We start from the raw sequence: 18,985 nt of genomic DNA, 5'->3' as shown, positions 1-18,985 counted from the left end.
CGCTAAATGAATATCCAAGAAATTAAGCAATCTGCACAATTTATGAAAGAAAAAGTAAAAGACTTGCCTGAGATCGGGTTAATTTTAGGATCGGGCCTTGGAGTCCTTGCTGATGAAATTGAAAATCCGGTGAAAATTCCTTACGAAGAAATTCCGAACTTCCCTGTTTCAACTGTAGAAGGTCATGCGGGACAGCTTGTATTCGGCACATTAAAAGGTGCTAATGTTGTTGCTATGCAGGGACGTTTCCACTTTTACGAAGGGTACGACATGAAAAAAGTGACGTTCCCGGTCCGTGTGCTGAAGGAAATGGGTGTAAAAACAATTATCGTCACAAATGCTGCGGGCGGTGTGAATGAATCGTTTGAACCGGGTGATTTAATGATTATTTCCGATCATATAAATAATATGGGGACTAGCCCATTAATCGGACCGAATGATTCTGATCTAGGCGTCCGTTTCCCTGATATGTCGCAGGCTTACAGCAGAGAGCTCAGAGCCCTTGCTAAAAATGCAGCTTCAGAGCTTGGCATTAAAGTTCAGGAAGGTGTATATGTAGGAAACACAGGGCCTGCATATGAAACACCTGCAGAGGTGCGTCTTGCACGCGTGCTTGGAGGAGATGCAGTCGGTATGTCTACAGTGCCTGAAGTAATCGTAGCCAATCATGCAGGGATGAAAGTGCTTGGAATTTCATGCATCTCAAATATGGCTGCCGGTATTTTAGATCAGCCATTATCACATGATGAAGTGATGGAAACGACTGAAAAAGTAAAAGCTAATTTCTTGAATCTGGTTAAGAATATTGTTGCAGACATACACGAATCAAACGGACAAAGGGTGGGTAACTAATGAGAATCGTTGACTTAATTGAAAAAAAGCGTGACGGCAAGGAACTGACGAATGAAGAAATAAGCTTTATTATTAAAGGCTATACAAATGGCGATATTCCGGATTATCAAATGAGTGCATTAACAATGGCGATCTATTTTAAAGGAATGACGAAGCAGGAGCGCGCTCAATTAACAATGGAAATGGTTCATTCAGGTGATACGATTGATCTAAGCAAGATCGAAGGCATTAAAGTAGATAAGCACAGCACAGGCGGCGTAGGCGATACAACCACTCTTGTGCTTGGACCTCTAGTTGCTGCAGTCGGCGTTCCGGTTGCCAAGATGTCCGGCCGCGGCCTTGGCCATACTGGGGGCACAATCGATAAGCTTGAAGCTGTTCCGGGCTTCCATGTTGAAATTGAAAATGATGAGTTCATCAAATTGGTCAACCAGAATAAAATTGCTGTCATTGGTCAAAGCGGAAACCTGACTCCAGCAGATAAAAAGCTTTATGCTTTGCGTGATGTAACTGCAACTGTTGACAGCATTCCCCTGATTGCAAGCTCGATCATGAGCAAAAAAATCGCTGCAGGTGCAGATGCCATCGTTCTTGATGTGAAAACAGGAGCAGGAGCATTTATGAAAGATCTTGAGGATGCAAGAGATCTTGCCCGTGCGATGGTTGAAATCGGAAATGCGGTCGGCCGCAAAACAATGGCTGTTATCTCAGACATGAGTCAGCCGCTCGGTTATGCAATCGGCAATGCATTAGAAATTAAAGAAGCGATTGATACATTAAAAGGCGAAGGACCTGAAGACCTTCATGAGCTTTGCCTAACGCTTGGAAGCTACATGGTTTTCCTGGCTGAAAAAGCATCTTCACTTGAGGAAGCAAGAGCAATGCTTGAGGAAGTGATTCAAAACGGAAAAGCACTTGAAACGCTGAAGATTTTCTTAGAAGCTCAAGGCGGAGACGGTTCAGTTGTAGATGATCCAAGCAAGATGCCGCAGGCAAGCTACAAAATTGAGCTTGAAGCAAAAGAAGACGGATACGTTTCTGAAATTGTGGCAGATTCCGTTGGAGTTGCAGCAATGTGGCTTGGTGCAGGACGAGCAACGAAAGAATCAGAAATTGATCTTGCTGTCGGCCTAATGCTGAATAAAAAAATCGGCGATGCTGTTAAAAAGGGCGACTCGCTTGTGACGATTTACAGTAATCAAAAAGATGTAGAACAAGTAAAAGCAAAGCTTTATGAAAGCATTAAAGTAACTGCTGACTCAGTAAAAGCGCCGCCGCTTGTTCATGATACAATTAAAGAGTAATCACACATGAAAAGCCGGGAGAAAATCCCGGCTTTTTGCATGCAATTTTTTCTTGTCCGCAAGTATATTTTTTCTTCAATTGGAAAAAATGGGGTGTATAAGAATGGAGGGTTTGGAGATGAAACGTCTACTATCTACCGTAGCGCTAAGCACCATGATATTAACTATTGCATCACCGGCATTTGCAGAAGAAGGTTCAGTAAAGCTTGCAGATCAAGCAAGATCAGCTGTGCTGATTGAACGTGACACCGGAAACATTCTATATGATAAAAACAGTGATGAGAAACTTCCTCCAGCAAGTATGACTAAAATTATGACGATGCTGCTGATCATGGAAGAAATTGATAAAGGCCAGCTGAAAATGGATGAAAAAGTCCGTACGAGCGAACATGCTGCTTCTATGGGCGGGTCACAAATCTTTCTTGAGCCTGGAGAGGAAATGACCGTTCATGAAATGCTGAAAGGGATTGCGATTGCCTCAGGCAACGATGCATCAGTAGCCATGGCTGAGAGAATTTCAGGGTCTGAAGATGCATTTGTTGAAAAAATGAACAAACGGGCAAAAGAGCTTGGACTGAAAAATACAGCCTTTCAAAATCCAACAGGTCTTCCTGAAAAAGATCATTACAGTACAGCACATGATATGGCCGTCATGGCAAAAGAGCTATTAAAATTTGAAGGCATTACAAAATACACAGGTCAATATGAAGATTATTTGCGTCAGGATACATCCAAGAAATTCTGGCTGGTCAACACGAATCGCCTTGTGAAATTTTATAAAGGCGTAGATGGCGTAAAAACAGGGTTTACGAATGAAGCGAAATATTGTTTAACTGCTACAGCCAAAAAAGGCAACATGCGTGTGATTGCTGTCATCATGGGTGCCCCAACACCAAAGGACCGCAATGCGCAGGTTACTAAAATGCTTGATTACGCATTCAGCCAATATCAAACGCATCCTTTATTTAAACGCAATGAAGTTGTGGCTAAGATGAAAATCAGCAAAGGGAACAGTAAAAATCTGAACCTTGTGACTTCAGAGCCTATTTCTGTTTTGACGAAAAAAGGCGGAAGTGTCAAAGATGTTACTCAGGAAGTCGTGATGAAGCAGAACTTGCAGGCCCCTCTTAAAAAAGGGGATGAACTTGGAAAACTGATTTTGAAAAAAGACAATAAAATTGTTGTGGAAAGCCCGCTTGTTGCTGAGAGCGACATTGAACAGGCCCGCTGGTGGACTCTCTTTAAACGAGTGCTTGGTGATTTCTCGAAATCAGGCTGATGACTTAAGAACTCACCTATAAGAAACATCAGGAAGTCTAGCTGATGTTGGCGAATCCGCACTAGTTTTGTCATAGGGCAGGAAAAGCACATCAAAACCTCGAAACAGACATTATCCAGAAATTGAAGGAGGAGTATGGATGAGTCTAGCAGTAGAGCTTGATGTAAAGCAATCTGTCCTGTGCATACGACTGATCGGTGAATTGGATCATCACACGGCGGAGGAATTACGGCAGAAAGTGACAGAAATTCTTGCATCAGAAGACATTCAGCATATCGTTTTGAATTTAGAGCAATTATCCTTTATGGACAGCTCTGGTTTAGGCGTGATTCTTGGAAGATATAAGCAAGTGAAGCAATTTGGCGGTGAAATGGTTGTATGTGCGATTTCACCTTCAGTAAAAAGACTGTTTGATATGTCTGGACTGTTTAAAATCATTCGACTGGAGCCATCGGAGGAAAAAGCGCTTATTACATTGGGGGTGGCTTCATGAGAAATGAAATGAACCTTCAATTTTCAGCGCTCAGCCAAAATGAATCCTTTGCCCGGGTTACCGTTGCAGCATTTATTGCTCAGCTTGATCCTACACTTGATGAGTTAACTGAAATCAAGACAGTTGTCTCAGAAGCCGTGACAAATGCCATTATTCATGGCTATGACAATGATCCAAGCGGAATTGTTTACATTTCGGTAACACTCGAGGACAGTGTCGTCAGGTTGTCTATCAGAGATGAGGGCATGGGAATTCCTGATGTAGAGGAAGCAAGACAGCCTCTATATACGACAAAACCGGAACTTGAACGATCAGGCATGGGTTTTACCATCATGGAGAATTTCATGGATGAAGTGCAGATTGAATCATCAAAATCACGGGGTACAGCAGTAAAACTTACTAAACACTTATCGAAAAGCAAAGCTTTAGTAAATTAAGGAGACTTGCTATGGATGTGGAGGTAAAGAACGATATCTCAAAAACACAGTTAAAGGACCATGAAGTGAAAGAATTGATTAAGCGCAGCCAGCAGGGCGATCAATCAGCCAGAGATACCATTGTTGAGAAAAATATGCGTCTTGTGTGGTCAGTTGTTCAGAGATTTTTAAATCGGGGCTATGAAGCTGATGATCTGTTTCAAATAGGCTGCATCGGTCTTTTGAAATCGGTTGATAAATTTGATTTATCGTACGATGTTAAATTTTCAACCTACGCTGTACCGATGATAATTGGTGAAATTCAACGCTTTATCAGAGATGACGGCACAGTTAAAGTGAGCCGTTCCCTTAAAGAACTGGGAAATAAAATCAGAAGAGCTAAAGATGATCTATCAAAATCATTAGGCAAGGTGCCGACTGTTTCTGAAATCGCAGCCTACCTTGAAATCACATCTGAAGAAGTCGTTCTTGCACAAGAAGCGGTACGCGCACCTTCCTCCATCCATGAAACCGTTTATGAAAACGACGGTGATCCCATCACACTCCTTGATCAAATAGCTGATTCAGGAGAGACCAAGTGGTTTGATAAAATCGTCCTTAAGGATGCAATCAAAGAACTCGATGAACGTGAAAAGCTGATCGTTTACTTAAGGTATTACAAGGACCAGACGCAATCAGAAGTTGCTGAGCGGCTTGGCATATCGCAGGTACAAGTATCGAGGCTAGAGAAGAAAATTCTGCAGCAGATGAAAGACCGCATGGATCAATAGTTGGAAAAGACATATCCGATAGGGATGTGTCTTTTTTGTTTTTCAGAAAATAAACAGGGAATAACCGGGCATACTTTTTTTGAGCTTTGAAGGCGAGTGAAATGACCGGATTAGAATTCATCTGGGTGAAGGAAACTATACGATACTTATTAGAAAGAGACCATTTTAGAAGGGTTTTTAGAAGAATTTCATTTTATAAAGGCAACTTCAGTGTAGGATGCCTTTTAGTGAGGCCATTAATTCGGTGAGTTAGCTGCCGGGGTCAATAGTTAGAAGGCAAATCCAGGTAAACAACAAATAAGCAATAGCGTTAGGAATACAGCTTTGGTAATTAATGGACCATTCGTGCTTTCTGCATGATATAAATTCTTCCAATGCATACTACATATACAATCCTATTTTCAGGAAGTGAAATGTGATGGAAAAAACGGTGTACATCAGACTGCGTCATCGCGTACAAGTCTATCCGGACGATTGTATAACCGTCTCTATGATTGCCCAAATTGTTGCGGAAGAACAGCTGCGCGACATGATTGGAGAGCTTGAGGTCCACCAAGTTCAGCCGAGCGATAAAAACATTGTCGTGATTGATGTCATGCGTGTGCTGTCTGCAGTACATAAAACAGATCCTGATATAGATGTTCAGGCGGTTGGGCCAGCACAGACGATTGTTGAGATTGTATATCAGAAGAAAACGTATTCGCCTGTTCTATTTGCACTCGTATGGCTCCTCCTCTTTGTGGGAGCAGCTCTTGCGATTATGAATTTTCACGAAGATGTCAGCATGCAGCTTGTACACAAGCGTCTTTATACCATTATTACAGGTGAGACATCCGAACATCCCCTTCTCCTGCAAATTCCTTACTCCATTGGCCTCGGTTTAGGGATGATTCTTTTCTTCAATCATCTTTTCAAGAAGAGAATTAATGAAGAGCCCAGTCCTCTTGAAGTGGAAATGTTCAACTACCAGCTTGATATGGATATGTACGTATCTATGAAAGAAAATAAAGAGAGCACGAAGAAAATTGATGACAATTAATGTCTTAATCACCATTTTCATCGGGCTCTCAGGAGGTCTTGCTGTCGGCTCAGGATTTGTAGCTTTTTTAACTGTCCTAGGCATTATACCCAGGTTAACGCAGCTTACAAAAACAGTCGATTTAATTCAGGCTTATGAATGGGCCATCGTAGCCGGTGCCATTACAGGCGGATGGGTAAGCCTCAGGGATTCCAAGCTTTACTTATCAGAGCTGTTTCTCGTTCCGATTGGATTAATCAATGGAATATTTATCGGAATGCTTGCTGCCGCGCTGACAGAAGTTTTAAATGTCTTTCCTATTCTGGCCAAACGGATTGGGATTGCTGATAAGATCGTTATTTTATTGATGGCCATTGTTTTTGGCAAAGTAGCCGGATCGTTATTTCACTGGCTTTATTTTATTGACCAATAATACCCGAGAGGTGAAAAAAATGAGTACATCAAACCTGAAAGATGATTACAAGAATAAAATTAAACCCTATCAGCCTAAACCGCCTTATCTTCTAAATTGTATAAAGGCTTTCATCGTTGGAGGTCTTATCTGCATCTTAGGTCAAGCCATTCAGAATATGTATATGCACTTTTTCGACTTTACTGAAAAAACGGCGGGGAACCCGACTGTAGCTACTTTAATTCTTATATCAGCTCTGCTGACGGGATTTGGTATTTATGATCGAATCGGCCAATTTGCTGGTGCGGGATCTGCTGTTCCTGTAACGGGATTTGCAAACTCCATGACAAGTGCTGCGCTTGAGCACCGAAGTGAGGGTCTGGTTCTCGGGGTGGCAACGAACATGTTTAAGCTTGCAGGCTCAGTTATTGTATTTGGGGTTGTTGCTGCATATGTTGTCGGGATAATCAGGTATGTATACGGATTAGCATTTTAAAAGAGGAGGTGCTGAACAATGAGATTGACTGGAAAACAGACATGGCAATTTGAGAATGAAATATACGTTCAGTCCAGCGGGACTGCTGTCGGCCCAAAGGAAGCAGACGGACCTTTTGGTAAATTATATGACAAAACCTATGATAATCTCCATTGCAATGAAGATAACTGGGAACTTGCTGAGCGGCGTTTAATGGAAGATGCCATCGAGCATGCTTTGAAAAAAGGAAATTATACGAAAGAAGATATTGATTTATTCCTTGCAGGAGACCTATTAAATCAAAACGTGACAGCAAATTATACAGCCAGACAAAATAAGATCCCTTTCCTTTGTATGTTCGGTGCCTGTTCAACATCAATGGAAACACTGGCTGTAAGCTCAGCGCTTGTAGATGGTGGGTTTGCCAATCGTGTTATGGCAGCAACGAGCAGTCATAATGCAACAGCTGAAAGGCAATTTCGCTATCCTACAGAATATGGCGGTCAAAAACCGGATACAGCACAGTCAACGATTTCAGGCTCAGGGGCAGTCATCGTAAGCCGTGATCCAAGTGACATTATGATTACTTCAGCAACGATAGGAAGAGTGGCGGATCTTGGCATTACGGATCCATTTGATATGGGTTCCGCGATGGCACCTGCAGCAGCCGATACGATTGCCCAGCATTTTAAAGATTTAAACACAAAGCCTGAAGACTACGATTTGATTGTGACAGGGGACTTAGCTTCTGTAGGAAGCCCGATTCTAAAGGAGCTCCTGAAAGAAGAAGGATATGATGTTTCTGCAAATCATAATGACTGTGGACTGATGATTTATCGGCCGGATCAAAACGTTTTTGCCGGAGGAAGCGGCTGCGGGTGTTCTGCTGTGGTCACCTACAGCCATATTTTCAAAGAATTGAAAAGCGGAAATCTTAATCGTGTGATGGTTGTTGCAACAGGTGCGCTGCTTAGTCCGACCATGATTCAGCAAAAAGAATCGATTCCGACAATTGCTCATGGCGTCGTGTTTGAACGTGTGAACAGGGGTGTGAACGGATAATGGAATATCTAATTGCGTTTGTAGTAGGCGGGGCCATATGCGTTATTGGCCAATTGCTGCTCGATGTGGCTAAATTAACACCTGCACATGTAATGAGTTCATTTGTTGTTGCAGGTGCGATTCTTGACGGATTCGGCATTTATGATAATTTTATTAAATTTGCAGGAGCTGGGGCAACAGTGCCCATTACAAGCTTTGGTCATTCATTGCTGCATGGTGCTATGCAACAGGCCGATGAACACGGAATTATTGGAATTGGAATCGGAATTTTTGAATTAACTTCAGCGGGTATTTCTTCAGCAATCGTCTTTGCTTTTTTTGTAGCAGTTATTTTTAAGCCGAAAGGATAAGATCATCCTATGACAGAAACGAGAAGGGTCATAATGGTTACAGATGGGGATGTTTATGCAGCCAAAGCGATTGCCTATGCTGCAAAGCAGGTTGGCGGAAGGTGCATTTCCCAATCAAAAGGAAATCCGACTTTTTTGACAGGACCTGAGATTGTGAAGTTAATTATGAAAACACCTTATGATCCCGTTTTTGTCATGTTCGATGATTGCGGCTTATTAGAAGAGGGACCTGGTGAAAAAGCGCTTTTATATGTGGCAAAGCATCCGCAAATCGAGGTGCTTGGAGTCATTGCGGTTGCCGCTAAGACACATGGCTCAGAGTGGACGAATATTGATGTTTCTATCGATAGAGACGGCCTTATATCCGAATATGGGGTAGATAAGAGCGGCATCCGTGAATACGAAGTTGGAAAAATGACAGGAGATACAGTTTATTGTCTTGATACACTTGATGTTCCTATTATTGTAGGGATTGGCGATATTGGCAAAATGGCCCGTAAAGACAGTGTGGATCATGGATCACCGATAACAATGAAGGCGGTAGAACTGATTCTTGAAAGGAGCGGCATGGCAGATGAGCGAAAACGTGAAACAAAAGACATCAATCTCTCCTAAGCTCGTTGTTAATGAGAATTATTTTAAAAACCATGTAGGTTTAAATCAGAGTTTTGACTTGGGTGTCCGTAAAATTACTGTGATGGGCATTGGGGTAAATCTGTATTATGTAAATGGTCTTTGCGATACATCCTTCATCATTCAGCTTTTAAAAGAATTAATTGAGATAAATGATTTTGAATATGAGAAGATGAAAGTCAACGAAATCATCGAAAACCGCTTAGTCAATCAGCAGGTTCAAAGGATTAAAACGATTGATGAAGCCGTTGATCAAGTGCTGTCAGGCCTTGTCGTCTTTATGATTGAAGGGTGCGATTACGGGCTGGTTGTTGATGTAAGGAGCTATCCCGGCAGAAACCCTGAGGAACCAGATACCGAAAAAGTTGTCCGCGGATCCAGAGACGGATTTGTAGAAAATATCATTGTAAATACAGCGCTGATTCGAAGAAGAATCAGAGATGAACGCTTAAGGTATTCGATGATGAAGGTCGGTGAGCGTTCAAAAACAGATATCTGTCTTTGCTACATAGAAGATGTTGCAGATCCGAATCTGATCGAGGTTGTTAAAAAAGAGCTCGAAACGATTAAAATTGACGGTCTGACCATGGCCGACAAAACGGTGGAAGAATTTTTGGTTAAACAGGGATATAATCCATTTCCGCTTGTCAGATACACAGAGCGGGCAGATGTAGCGGCCAATCATTTATTAGAAGGGCATGTTTTAATAATTGTGGATACGTCGCCTAGTGTCATTATTACACCGACAACCTACTTCCACCACGTTCAGCATGCAGAAGAGTACCGTCAGGCGCCGGCTGTCGGAACTTTTTTAAGGTGGGTTCGTTTCCTTGGGATCCTTGGCTCTATCTTTATCGTTCCGCTGTGGTTTATGTATGTGCTCCAGCCTTCGCTGCTGCCTGAGAACATTGCATATATCGGCCCGAATGAGCAAAAAAATATTCCGATTGTCGTACAGATATTCATGGCTGATCTCGGGATCGAATTTTTAAGGATGGCAGCCATTCATACGCCAACCGCCCTGTCTGTTGCAATGGGATTAATTGCAGCAGCATTGATTGGACAAATTGCAATTGATGTAGGACTCTTTGTACCGGAAGTTATTCTTTATGTGGCCATTGCTGCGATTGGCACGTTTGCTACTCCAAGCTATGAGCTCAGCATCGCCAATAAGATGGTGCGGCTTGTTCTGCTGCTGTCAGTTGCTTTATTCAAGGCAGAAGGATTAGTCATTGGCGCAACTGTCATCTTTTTATTTCTGACACACATCCGGTCTCTGAATACGCCGTACCTATGGCCGTTCCTTCCATTTAATCCAAAAGCATTTTGGCAGATACTCATTCGCACGTCAGTTCCGGGAGCGAAAATCAGGCCGAGTATAGTCCATCCTCAAAATGTAAGAAAACAGCCTAAGTAAGATTGAAAGTGCATGGCATTTATGATATTGTAAGTTTAATTTACCTCAAGGAAACGAACAAATGGACAGTTGTTAAAAGCTATGGTTCAGCGACTGTCTTTTTGTCCTTTTTACCGGAGAAGAAAGAGGGAATGTTAAATTGTTCTTACATGGAACCAGTAAAGTTAACGAGCGGAATCACCTTGAAATTGGCGGAGTCGATGCGGCCGAACTGGCATCGAAATATGGAACACCCCTTTACATCTATGATGTTGCGCTTATTCGCGACCGTGCGAGAAGCTTTAAGAATACATTTGAAAAGCTAGGAGTGAAGGCGCAGGTTGCATATGCAAGCAAAGCCTTCTCATCCGTTGCTATGTTTCAGCTGGTTGAAGAAGAGGGCTTATCACTGGATGTTGTTTCAGGAGGAGAGCTTTATACAGCTGTCACAGCAGGTTTCCCAACCGAAAGAATTCACTTTCATGGCAATAATAAGAGCAAAGAAGAATTAGAAATGGCGATCAAGCTAAAAATCGGCTGTATTGTTGTTGATAATTTTCACGAAATTGAGCTGCTGAAAGAACTTGCTGCACAAGAAAACACAGCTGTGCCGATTCTTCTCAGGGTTACTCCTGGAGTGGAAGCGCACACTCATGACTATATAACAACAGGTCAAGAGGATTCGAAATTCGGTTTTGATCTGCAAAACGGACAAGTAGAACGTGCGATGGAAAATGTCCTTTCATCATCTGCATTTAACATGCTCGGCTACCATTGCCACATTGGATCGCAGATTTTCGATGCCACCGGTTTCGTCCTTGCTGCTGAAAAAATCTTCACGAAAGTCGGTTATTGGAGGGAGACCTTCCAATATGAACCGAAAGTTGTGAATTTAGGCGGAGGATTCGGCATCCGCTACACTGAAGAGGATGAACCGCTGCCGGCTACTTATTATGTTGAAAAAATCGTTAAAAGTATAAAAGGCCATGTGGCTGAAAGCGGCATTCAGATGCCGGAAATCTGGATTGAACCGGGGCGTTCACTTGTAGGCGATGCGGGAACAACTATTTATTCCATAGGCTCTGAGAAAGAAGTTCCAAATATCCGCAAGTATGTTTCTGTTGATGGCGGAATGAGCGACAATATCCGCCCTGCTCTTTATCAGGCAAAATATGAAGCGGCCCTTGCAAACCGCATGAATGATAAAAATGATGAGTCTGTTTCAATTGCAGGAAAATGCTGTGAAAGCGGAGATATGCTGATTTGGGACCTTCCGCTTCCAAAGGCAAATCCTGAAGATCTGCTTGCTGTATTCTGTACAGGAGCTTACGGTTATTCCATGTCGAACAATTACAATCGTATTCCGCGTCCTCCAGTTGTGTTTGCGGAAAATGGAGAGGAACAGCTTGTAATTAAAAGAGAAACGTATCAGGATTTAGTTGCTCTGGATCTGCCATTAAAATCAAAAGTGCCACAAAGCTAATATGTAAAAAAAAAAGACGAGCTCGCCGGCTCGTCTTTTTTTTTATGCATTATCTTTATTGCTGAAAATGGAAATGATCGCATCCCAGAGGGCGATGAAGAATTCCTTCAGCTGATCAAGGAAGTTTTGTCCTTCCTCTGAATCTATAAAGTTTGAAATCTTGTCCTTTGCTTTATCAAGCTGCTGCCCCACTTGATCCCAGTCAACGTTCACATCTTTCATTTTGTTAAATAATGCAACGAGGCTGTTAATTTCTTCTTCTGATAGAGTGATGCCAAGGTCGCTTGCCGCTTTTTCAATTAACTCGCGGAATTCCGCATCTGTTTTCGGTACGCCGTTATTTGCGATTTCTTCTTTAATTTTCGCCATCAGCGCACTTGCGTTTTCTTCGCCGACTTTATCCCCAAGCTCTGCTGTTTTGACAAGCTCTTCGTTTGCCACCTGTTTTACTTCTTCTGGAATGGTTTCCTCAGAAGTAACTTCGTACGCCTTTAATAGTCCGGTAAGCGCCGCAGTTCCGGATACTTCAAAAGGAGCTGTAACCTGGATAGTTGCATCTTTTACGCCAGCTGTCATAAGGGCATTCAAGTACATTTCATCTGTTACCCAATTAATGTTTTTTGTATTTACTTCAAGACCAGATCCGCTTTTTTCGATCGTAATAGCTGATGATGAAATAGCCTTCGTTCCAATCTGGGCTTTAGGAATGTAGTTGCCTAAATATTTATGTTCTTCTTCATTCGTAACTTCAATAACCTGTGAATTGTCATCAGCGCCCATCTCAGCAAGCATAGACTGCTTCTGCGCTTCTGTTAAGTTCTTTCCGAGTGTGATAATTTTATCTCCGGCAGCTGCATCAGCAAGCCCGATAGTCGGGAAAGCAAATAATGCAAACGCCATTATAGAAACCAATATCTTTTTCAAAAAAAGTCCTCCTTAGTTCATGACAGCAACCTTCATTATAGTATTTTTTTCTGATTGGCGACAGAATTTTTTCACTGATGTACCTTCTTGCTGCGGCGGCAGACGATCTCCTTGGCTTTCTTGAACGTATTATAGTAGAATGAATAACGTTCAGTCTATTAGACGAAAAAAAGAAGCAGGAGGTTTCATACATATGAAAAAAGGTCAAATTACAATGGAAAATGGCGATCAATTAGTGATCGAATTTTATCCTGAGGCAGCGCCAAAAACAGTTGAAAACTTTGAGAAGCTTGCAAACGAAGGATTTTACAACGGAGTAAACTTCCACCGTGTTATTCCAGGTTTTGTTGCACAGGGCGGAGATCCTACGGGCACAGGTGCAGGCGGCCCTGGCTATTCTATTAAATGTGAAACAGCAGGAAACCCTCACAAGCATGTAGCAGGAGCATTATCAATGGCTCATGCTGGTAAAGACACAGGCGGCAGCCAGTTCTTCATCGTACACGAGCCGCAGCCGCATTTAAATGGCGTTCACACTGTTTTCGGCCAAGTGATTGAAGGCATGGACAACATTTATAAAATCAAGCAAGGCGATGTCATGAAAGAAGTTAAAGTCTGGGAAGAATAAGCATGATTTTAAAGCTGTCCTTTAGGGGGCAGCTTTTTGATTGTTTTGAACAGATTTCAGGCATATGCAGAATATTTTTGTCTGATATAAGATTAGGTGAAGGAGTGATTAATTGAAGTTGAAGAGTCGCTCCGAACCGCTGGAACTAATGAATCTACAGATGTTTAAATCCAAGAACTCCTTTATCCAGCTCGTCTGAACACCCAATCGTTTTTGGTACCTGGAATAGCGTTTTTCCTGAATAGAGTGCCCTAATTGGGTACCTGATAACACCAGGATACCTATCTCCCGATCTAATTCAATCACAGCACCAGCACATCATTTCCCATCTGAAAACTCAGAGATTAAAAGATTGCATTCTTGGTCTAATCCCGATAAGATAGTAGCAAGGAAAACTTCATAATTCATTGAAATCCTTCGGGGCAGGGTGAAATTCCCAACCGGCGGTGATAAAGCAGAAGCTTTTAAGTCCGTGACCCGACTTGCATGAACTGCAAGCGGTGGATCTAGTGAAAATCTAGAGCCGACAGTATAGTCTGGATGGGAGAAGGAACACAATGTGAACGTATGGGTATTATTTTTCTGAAAAAACAGATGAATAGTACTCTTGTTTGACATGCATATGTGACTGAAATCCCTTACAAAGCCCCAGGTATTTATTACCTTGGGCTTTTTATTTTTACTTTAAAGGGAGGCAGTACATTGGAAGATCAGGATTATATGAAAGTGGCACTTCAGCTAGCAGAACAGGGTTCAGGACAAACAAGTCCGAATCCGCTTGTGGGTGCTGTAGTGGTGAAGAACGGTCAAATGATTGGAATGGGCGCACATTTAAAAGCTGGTGAACCTCATGCAGAAGTTCATGCCATCAGGATGGCAGGAGCTGAAGCTGAGGATTCAACCGTCTATGTTACGCTCGAGCCTTGCAGTCATCATGGAAAAACACCTCCATGCGCTGATCTTCTCATTTCTTCAAAGGTGAAAAGAGTGGTTATTGCAGCGGAAGACCCGAATCCGCTTGTTGCAGGAAGAGGGATTAAGAAGCTTCTAGCTGCTGGAATCGAAGTGGTTTCAGGAGTTTTAAATAGCGAAGCAGAAGCGCTGAATAAGGTCTTCTTTCATTTCATTCAAACAAAACGTCCTTTTGTAACATTAAAATGGGCGGGCAGTCTAGACGGGAAAACGGCGACTGTCACAGGTGAAAGCAAATGGATCACAGGTGAAGAGGCAAGACTTGATGTTCACAAATACCGGGAGCTGCATGATGCAATTCTTGCTGGCGTCGAAACGGTAATAAAAGATGATCCATCCCTGACTTGCCGACTTGAAAACCCGAAAAAGCAGCCTGTCAGAATTGTTTTGGATACGCATCTTAGAACACCTGAAACTGCAGCTGTAGTCAATGATGGTCTATCGGAAACCTGGATCATCACTGGCAGCGGAGTTTCACCTGAAAAAATAGCATCTTTTCAGAAGAAAAAAGCCGTTATCATTCAAATGAATACGCCGGCTATTGAAATAGACAATTTGCTCCTCCTGCTTGGAGAAAAAAACATCACATCGCTGTTCGTAGAAGGCGGCGCTGCCGTTCATGGAAGTTTTATAAAAAGCGGGTTATTTAATGAAGTGGTGAGCTATGCTGCCCCCATGCTCATCGGCGGAAAAGATGCCCCTCCCGCAGTTGGCGGCGCAGGATTCAGAGGAATAAATGAGGCGATTCGTTTAAAAATAAAACAAACTGAGATTCTCGGTGATGATCTCAAAATAGTCTGTGTTAAAAAAGAGGGGTGAAATGGAATGTTTACCGGAATCATTGAAGAAATCGGCACAATCGCGAATATGCAGGGAACAGAAGAAGCAATTGAGATGACGGTTCATGCTGAGAAAATTACGGAAGATGTGAATCTTGGAGACAGTATTTCCGTAAATGGCGTTTGTTTAACAGTTACTGCTTTTACGTCTAAATCGTTCACTGTGGATGTGATGCCTGAAACAGTAAAAGCAACTTCCCTGAATTTTCTTAAGCCTGGTTCATCCGTCAACCTGGAGAGGGCGATGTCCGCCAATGGACGCTTTGGAGGCCATTTTGTAACAGGTCACGTCGACGGCACTGGAACCATCATCCGCAAAAAGCCTTCAGCCAATGCGGTCTACTATGAGATCAAGGTCAGTAAAGAAATGACATCATCCCTGGTAATGAAGGGATCTATAGCGATTGACGGCATCAGCTTAACCATTTTTGGTTTAGAGGATGAAAAAGTAACAGTCTCGATTATTCCCCACACATTGTCGGAAACAGTTCTCGGAGGCAAAAAGGCTGGGGATACCGTAAATATCGAATGCGATATGCTCGGGAAATATGTCAAAAAGTTTGTGATGCAGTCAAATCCGGCATCTTCATCTTTAACAACGGACTTTCTAAAAGAAAATGGTTTTTATTAGAATGGGGGATCACCATGACATTTCATTCCATTAAAGAAGCGTTAGACGATTTAAAGCTTGGAAAAACAGTCATCGTAGTAGATGATGAAGACCGCGAAAATGAAGGTGATTTTATTGCGCTGGCAGATTATGCAACGCCAGAGGTTATTAACTTCATGATTAAGCATGGCAGAGGTCTGGTTTGTGTTCCTCTGACAGAAGAATATGCTGAGAAATTTAATTTTCATCCTATGGTAAATGACAATACAGATCCGCATGGCACTGCTTTTACGATCAGCATTGATTACAAAACAACCAAAACAGGAATCAGTGCTGCTGAAAGATCAGAAACCATTAAAGCCATTTTAAAAGAAGATGCAGTGCCGCTGGATTTTAAAAGACCTGGCCATATTTTCCCTCTTATTGCAAAAGAGGGCGGAGTTTTAAGAAGATCAGGGCATACAGAGGCAGCTGTCGATCTGGCTAAACTCTGCGGAGCAAGCCCTGTCGGCGTCATTTGTGAAATTATTAAAGAAGACGGCGAAATGGCACGGGTTCCTGATTTAATTGAAATTGCAAAAGAGCTTGACTTAAAAATGATTACAATCAAGGACTTGATTCATTACCGCAATATGTCAGATGCTCTCGTGAAAAGAGAAGCGGATATAAAACTCCCTACTGAATTCGGCATGTTCAGAGCAGTCGGATATTCAAATATATTGGACGGGAAAGAGCATATTGCCCTTGTGAAAGGTGAAATTTCAGAGGATCAGCCGACGCTTGTCCGTGTTCACTCTGAATGTCTGACTGGAGATGTATTTGGATCGAACCGGTGCGACTGCGGACCGCAGCTGCATGCAGCGCTGTCTCAAATCGAGGAAGCGGGAAGCGGCATCCTCTTATATATGAGACAAGAAGGCAGAGGAATCGGCCTGCTGAATAAAATGAAGGCCTATGCTTTGCAGGAAGAAGGATATGATACAGTTGAAGCCAATCACAAGCTTGGATTTGCAGATGATTTAAGAGAGTATGGAATTGGTGCTCAAATCTTAAGAGATCTTGGTGTTTCAGAAATGAAGCTGTTGACAAACAATCCGAGAAAAATAGCAGGACTTGAAGGATACGGTCTTACTGTAGTGGACCGCGTGCCTATTCAAATGCCTTCCAAGAAGGAAAATGAAGGCTATATGAAAACAAAGCAAGGAAAACTTGGACACTTACTAAACTTATAATCGGAGGAACTATACATGAAAACATATGAGGGTAATTTAGTCGGATCAGGATTAAAAGTAGCGATCATCGTAGGAAGATTCAATGAGTTTATTACAAGCAAGCTATTAAGCGGAGCAGTTGACGCTCTAAAACGCCATGGAGTAGAAGATGAGAATGTTGAGCTTGCATGGGTGCCTGGAGCATTTGAGATTCCGCTGGTTGCCAAAAAAATGGCATCTTCAAATAAATATGATGCAGTCATTACTCTGGGAACTGTCATTAGAGGTTCTACAACCCACTATGATTATGTCTGCAATGAAGCTGCTAAAGGAGTTTCTCAAGCTTCAATGAGCACAGGAGTACCGGTTATCTTCGGAGTTTTGACAACCGAATCAATTGAACAGGCTATTGAAAGAGCGGGAACTAAAGCTGGGAATAAAGGCTATGAAGCAGCGGTTGCAGCGATTGAAATGGCGAATTTAATGCGTACAATGGATTAATTTTAGGCAAAAGTGTTTAAAATGCGGGAAAAACTGTTTATAATGTTCTGAGGAGTGATTCTTCATGAATCATGATCAAAAGGATAAGGGAAGAAATCAGGAAAGAATTTTATTTTACATCATGATAGGCGCAAGTTTATTGTTTTTGCTTTCTCTAATCGGAAGGTTATTTCGTTAATGAGGGGTTCATATGTTAATTCGCTATAAAAAAAGCTTTGAAAAAATTGCAATGGGTCTTCTGTCTTTTATGCCAAATGAAAAAGATTTAAAACATTTGCAGCAGACGATGAAACAATATGAAACAGATGAGAAATGGCAGCTGTTTCTATGGAAAGATGAAGATATCATTGGAACTATCGGAGTAGTATTCGAGGATGATGATCTCGTGAAGATGCAGCATGTAAGTGTGAACCCTTCTCATCGTCATCAGGGAATCGGCAAGAAAATGGTGACGGCATTAAAAGAACAGTACAAGGCAAAAACAGTTATCCCAGACGAACATACGAAAGCATTTTTTGAAAAATGCAAGGAACTGGATTGCGATTAAAAACAGATGAAGCTTATGCTTCATCTGTTTTTTGCTGTTTGCGGATCAGGCTGTTCTTTCGTTCCGCAATCACATCGCTCCGGTCCCGCAGCGAATGCTTATGAATAAGAAAATCATTTGATAAGTCGCTTGGATGTCCCCATTGCAGCTGATGGTTTTCGCAGTATTCAATGCATGTTTTAAGAAGATCGCTGTCTTCCAGCGGCAGATTGATACTTTTGTATGGCCGTTTATTTTCGATGTCTTTGCTTCTTTTTCTTAATAGTTCAGTTGTTTTCTCAGGATTTAATCCAAGGGAGAGCAGTGCGTCTTTTTCTTCCTCCAATATGGCGAGGGCATTTGATATCATTCTGTGAGCGCCCTTCCAGTTGCTTCTTCTGTAATGATAAAGGCCCACCGCTATTTGGATAAGACCAACCCAGTGTATCTTTCTCTGCCCTGGGGGATCTTCTTTCCAATATTCTTCAAGCACTTCATGGCATTCAAAATAATCACGGTCTCCATGAAAATGAACAAGGTACTCAATATATGGCTTCGGATACAAAAAATCACCTTCTATTTAAACTTATGTAAATTTCAGTGTAGCATAAAAGAAATGACTTGCCCTTTATGAAATACAAAAAGTGCTCACTAAGAGCACCTTTTGAATGAAAACTAGTAAAACCAAGCAGCTCCGACAATAATCAGCAAAATAAATAATACAACGATTAATGCAAAGCCTGAACCGTAACCAAAACCTTTATCTCCCATTTGCATGTTCCTCCTTAAGCATCTTGCATTTACATAGGT

Annotated in this window: 23 protein-coding genes and 1 riboswitch; of the genes, 20 read left to right on the top strand and 3 right to left on the bottom strand. The window is 42.0% G+C overall.

The features are described from left to right. Positions 1 to 6 precede the first annotated feature (6 nt). The 14 genes from QLQ22_RS17065 to lysA all read left to right on the top strand — a co-directional run bounded on the left by QLQ22_RS17065 (position 7) and on the right by lysA (position 11,964). A complete protein-coding gene (locus QLQ22_RS17065; protein ID WP_223436451.1) occupies positions 7 to 852 on the top strand; it encodes a purine-nucleoside phosphorylase in 846 nt (281 codons plus the stop codon). Further along, positions 852 to 2,156: a pyrimidine-nucleoside phosphorylase gene (locus QLQ22_RS17060; RefSeq protein ID WP_223436449.1), complete on the top strand. Its 1,305-nt coding sequence runs from the start codon at positions 852 to 854 to the stop codon at positions 2,154 to 2,156. The genes QLQ22_RS17065 and QLQ22_RS17060 overlap by 1 nt, the downstream gene beginning before the upstream one ends. A 118-nt stretch (positions 2,157 to 2,274) precedes the next feature. After that, positions 2,275 to 3,435 (top strand): D-alanyl-D-alanine carboxypeptidase family protein, encoded by a 1,161-nt coding sequence (locus QLQ22_RS17055; RefSeq protein ID WP_223436446.1) that lies wholly within the window; start codon positions 2,275 to 2,277, stop codon positions 3,433 to 3,435. A gap of 139 nt (positions 3,436 to 3,574) precedes the next feature. After that, complete coding sequence (gene spoIIAA / locus QLQ22_RS17050; protein WP_223436444.1) at positions 3,575 to 3,928, top strand: anti-sigma F factor antagonist; 354 nt, start codon at positions 3,575 to 3,577, stop codon at positions 3,926 to 3,928. Next, positions 3,925 to 4,365: an anti-sigma F factor gene (spoIIAB, locus tag QLQ22_RS17045; protein ID WP_223436442.1), complete on the top strand. Its 441-nt coding sequence runs from the start codon at positions 3,925 to 3,927 to the stop codon at positions 4,363 to 4,365. The genes spoIIAA and spoIIAB overlap by 4 nt, the downstream gene beginning before the upstream one ends. Positions 4,366 to 4,376: 11 nt before the next feature. Beyond that, on the top strand, positions 4,377 to 5,135 hold the full coding sequence (gene sigF / locus QLQ22_RS17040) for an RNA polymerase sporulation sigma factor SigF (protein WP_223436440.1): 759 nt from the start codon (positions 4,377 to 4,379) through the stop codon (positions 5,133 to 5,135). A gap of 418 nt (positions 5,136 to 5,553) precedes the next feature. After that, positions 5,554 to 6,174 (top strand): stage V sporulation protein AA, encoded by a 621-nt coding sequence (locus tag QLQ22_RS17035; protein WP_223436438.1) that lies wholly within the window; start codon positions 5,554 to 5,556, stop codon positions 6,172 to 6,174. Continuing rightward, complete coding sequence (locus QLQ22_RS17030; RefSeq protein ID WP_223436436.1) at positions 6,164 to 6,586, top strand: stage V sporulation protein AB; 423 nt, start codon at positions 6,164 to 6,166, stop codon at positions 6,584 to 6,586. Before QLQ22_RS17035 ends, QLQ22_RS17030 begins: the two co-directional genes overlap by 11 nt. Positions 6,587 to 6,605: 19 nt before the next feature. Next, the gene (gene spoVAC / locus QLQ22_RS17025; RefSeq protein WP_223436435.1) at positions 6,606 to 7,061 is read left to right on the top strand and encodes a stage V sporulation protein AC; all 456 of its coding nucleotides are present in this window, start codon (positions 6,606 to 6,608) and stop codon (positions 7,059 to 7,061) included. Between the two features lie 18 nt (positions 7,062 to 7,079). Further along, complete coding sequence (spoVAD, locus tag QLQ22_RS17020) at positions 7,080 to 8,102, top strand: stage V sporulation protein AD (RefSeq protein WP_223436433.1); 1,023 nt, start codon at positions 7,080 to 7,082, stop codon at positions 8,100 to 8,102. After that, the gene (gene spoVAE, locus QLQ22_RS17015; protein WP_223436431.1) at positions 8,102 to 8,452 is read left to right on the top strand and encodes a stage V sporulation protein AE; all 351 of its coding nucleotides are present in this window, start codon (positions 8,102 to 8,104) and stop codon (positions 8,450 to 8,452) included. The genes spoVAD and spoVAE overlap by 1 nt, the downstream gene beginning before the upstream one ends. Positions 8,453 to 8,461: 9 nt before the next feature. Further along, positions 8,462 to 9,067, top strand: coding sequence for a stage V sporulation protein SpoVABEA (spoVAEA, locus tag QLQ22_RS17010; RefSeq protein ID WP_223436429.1), 606 nt, complete (start codon positions 8,462 to 8,464; stop codon positions 9,065 to 9,067). Beyond that, complete coding sequence (locus QLQ22_RS17005) at positions 9,027 to 10,502, top strand: spore germination protein (RefSeq protein ID WP_223436428.1); 1,476 nt, start codon at positions 9,027 to 9,029, stop codon at positions 10,500 to 10,502. The genes spoVAEA and QLQ22_RS17005 overlap by 41 nt, the downstream gene beginning before the upstream one ends. 139 nt (positions 10,503 to 10,641) lie before the next feature. Then, positions 10,642 to 11,964, top strand: a complete 1,323-nt coding sequence (lysA, locus tag QLQ22_RS17000) for a diaminopimelate decarboxylase (protein ID WP_223436426.1) — start codon at positions 10,642 to 10,644, stop codon at positions 11,962 to 11,964. Positions 11,965 to 12,006: 42 nt separating this feature from the next. On the opposite strand, the gene QLQ22_RS16995 is transcribed toward lysA, so the two are convergent. After that, a complete protein-coding gene (locus QLQ22_RS16995) occupies positions 12,007 to 12,888 on the bottom strand; it encodes a DUF1002 domain-containing protein (RefSeq protein WP_223436424.1) in 882 nt (293 codons plus the stop codon). A 193-nt stretch (positions 12,889 to 13,081) separates the two neighbouring features. Here QLQ22_RS16995 and QLQ22_RS16990 point away from each other — a divergent pair, with 193 nt between their 5' ends. From QLQ22_RS16990 to QLQ22_RS16965, 6 genes are all read left to right on the top strand, one after another. Beyond that, positions 13,082 to 13,516, top strand: a complete 435-nt coding sequence (locus QLQ22_RS16990; protein WP_223436423.1) for a peptidylprolyl isomerase — start codon at positions 13,082 to 13,084, stop codon at positions 13,514 to 13,516. 409 nt (positions 13,517 to 13,925) lie between these two features. Then, positions 13,926 to 14,072, top strand: a riboswitch (FMN riboswitch). A 146-nt stretch (positions 14,073 to 14,218) separates the two neighbouring features. Then, positions 14,219 to 15,307: a bifunctional diaminohydroxyphosphoribosylaminopyrimidine deaminase/5-amino-6-(5-phosphoribosylamino)uracil reductase RibD gene (gene ribD / locus QLQ22_RS16985; RefSeq protein ID WP_252207161.1), complete on the top strand. Its 1,089-nt coding sequence runs from the start codon at positions 14,219 to 14,221 to the stop codon at positions 15,305 to 15,307. A gap of 6 nt (positions 15,308 to 15,313) precedes the next feature. Further along, the gene (ribE, locus tag QLQ22_RS16980; protein WP_223436418.1) at positions 15,314 to 15,958 is read left to right on the top strand and encodes a riboflavin synthase; all 645 of its coding nucleotides are present in this window, start codon (positions 15,314 to 15,316) and stop codon (positions 15,956 to 15,958) included. 14 nt (positions 15,959 to 15,972) lie between these two features. After that, positions 15,973 to 17,169 (top strand): bifunctional 3,4-dihydroxy-2-butanone-4-phosphate synthase/GTP cyclohydrolase II, encoded by a 1,197-nt coding sequence (locus tag QLQ22_RS16975; protein WP_223436416.1) that lies wholly within the window; start codon positions 15,973 to 15,975, stop codon positions 17,167 to 17,169. Positions 17,170 to 17,184: 15 nt separating this feature from the next. Continuing rightward, positions 17,185 to 17,649, top strand: a complete 465-nt coding sequence (ribH, locus tag QLQ22_RS16970; RefSeq protein ID WP_133310295.1) for a 6,7-dimethyl-8-ribityllumazine synthase — start codon at positions 17,185 to 17,187, stop codon at positions 17,647 to 17,649. A 190-nt stretch (positions 17,650 to 17,839) separates the two neighbouring features. Beyond that, the gene (locus tag QLQ22_RS16965) at positions 17,840 to 18,196 is read left to right on the top strand and encodes a GNAT family N-acetyltransferase (protein WP_223436414.1); all 357 of its coding nucleotides are present in this window, start codon (positions 17,840 to 17,842) and stop codon (positions 18,194 to 18,196) included. Between the two features lie 13 nt (positions 18,197 to 18,209). Here QLQ22_RS16965 and QLQ22_RS16960 read toward each other — a convergent pair whose 3' ends face one another. Both QLQ22_RS16960 and QLQ22_RS16955 read right to left on the bottom strand, forming a co-directional pair. Beyond that, positions 18,210 to 18,740: a DUF309 domain-containing protein gene (locus QLQ22_RS16960; protein ID WP_223436412.1), complete on the bottom strand. Its 531-nt coding sequence runs from the start codon at positions 18,738 to 18,740 to the stop codon at positions 18,210 to 18,212. A gap of 110 nt (positions 18,741 to 18,850) precedes the next feature. Then, entirely contained in the window at positions 18,851 to 18,946 is a 96-nt protein-coding gene (locus QLQ22_RS16955) for a YjcZ family sporulation protein (RefSeq protein WP_223436410.1), read from the bottom strand. Between the last annotated feature and the right edge of the window lie 39 nt (positions 18,947 to 18,985).

It is taken from the genome of Metabacillus hrfriensis, assembly GCF_030127205.1.
GTDB classification, from domain to species: domain Bacteria; phylum Bacillota; class Bacilli; order Bacillales; family Bacillaceae; genus Bacillus_P; species Bacillus_P dongyingensis.
Note: the sequence above shows the minus strand (reverse complement) of the source record. Positions and strands in the feature narration are given on the sequence as shown.

Bases quoted from the DNA above. Each gene is read 5' to 3' on its own strand.
- QLQ22_RS17005 (WP_223436428.1), top strand. From the start codon at position 9,027: ATGAGCGAAAACGTGAAACAAAAGACATCAATCTCTCCTAAGCTCGTT.
- QLQ22_RS17060 (WP_223436449.1), top strand. From the start codon at position 852: ATGAGAATCGTTGACTTAATTGAAAAAAAGCGTGACGGCAAGGAACTG.
- ribE (WP_223436418.1), top strand. From the start codon at position 15,314: ATGTTTACCGGAATCATTGAAGAAATCGGCACAATCGCGAATATGCAG.
- spoVAC (WP_223436435.1), top strand. From the start codon at position 6,606: ATGAGTACATCAAACCTGAAAGATGATTACAAGAATAAAATTAAACCC.
- QLQ22_RS16975 (WP_223436416.1), top strand. From the start codon at position 15,973: ATGACATTTCATTCCATTAAAGAAGCGTTAGACGATTTAAAGCTTGGA.
- spoIIAA (WP_223436444.1), top strand. From the start codon at position 3,575: ATGAGTCTAGCAGTAGAGCTTGATGTAAAGCAATCTGTCCTGTGCATA.
- QLQ22_RS17035 (WP_223436438.1), top strand. From the start codon at position 5,554: ATGGAAAAAACGGTGTACATCAGACTGCGTCATCGCGTACAAGTCTAT.
- spoIIAB (WP_223436442.1), top strand. From the start codon at position 3,925: ATGAGAAATGAAATGAACCTTCAATTTTCAGCGCTCAGCCAAAATGAA.
- spoVAEA (WP_223436429.1), top strand. From the start codon at position 8,462: ATGACAGAAACGAGAAGGGTCATAATGGTTACAGATGGGGATGTTTAT.
- QLQ22_RS16965 (WP_223436414.1), top strand. From the start codon at position 17,840: ATGTTAATTCGCTATAAAAAAAGCTTTGAAAAAATTGCAATGGGTCTT.
- ribH (WP_133310295.1), top strand. From the start codon at position 17,185: ATGAAAACATATGAGGGTAATTTAGTCGGATCAGGATTAAAAGTAGCG.
- QLQ22_RS16990 (WP_223436423.1), top strand. From the start codon at position 13,082: ATGAAAAAAGGTCAAATTACAATGGAAAATGGCGATCAATTAGTGATC.
- spoVAD (WP_223436433.1), top strand. From the start codon at position 7,080: ATGAGATTGACTGGAAAACAGACATGGCAATTTGAGAATGAAATATAC.
- sigF (WP_223436440.1), top strand. From the start codon at position 4,377: ATGGATGTGGAGGTAAAGAACGATATCTCAAAAACACAGTTAAAGGAC.
- QLQ22_RS17030 (WP_223436436.1), top strand. From the start codon at position 6,164: ATGACAATTAATGTCTTAATCACCATTTTCATCGGGCTCTCAGGAGGT.
- QLQ22_RS16955 (WP_223436410.1), bottom strand. From the start codon at position 18,946: ATGGGAGATAAAGGTTTTGGTTACGGTTCAGGCTTTGCATTAATCGTT.
- spoVAE (WP_223436431.1), top strand. From the start codon at position 8,102: ATGGAATATCTAATTGCGTTTGTAGTAGGCGGGGCCATATGCGTTATT.
- QLQ22_RS17065 (WP_223436451.1), top strand. From the start codon at position 7: ATGAATATCCAAGAAATTAAGCAATCTGCACAATTTATGAAAGAAAAA.
- QLQ22_RS17055 (WP_223436446.1), top strand. From the start codon at position 2,275: ATGAAACGTCTACTATCTACCGTAGCGCTAAGCACCATGATATTAACT.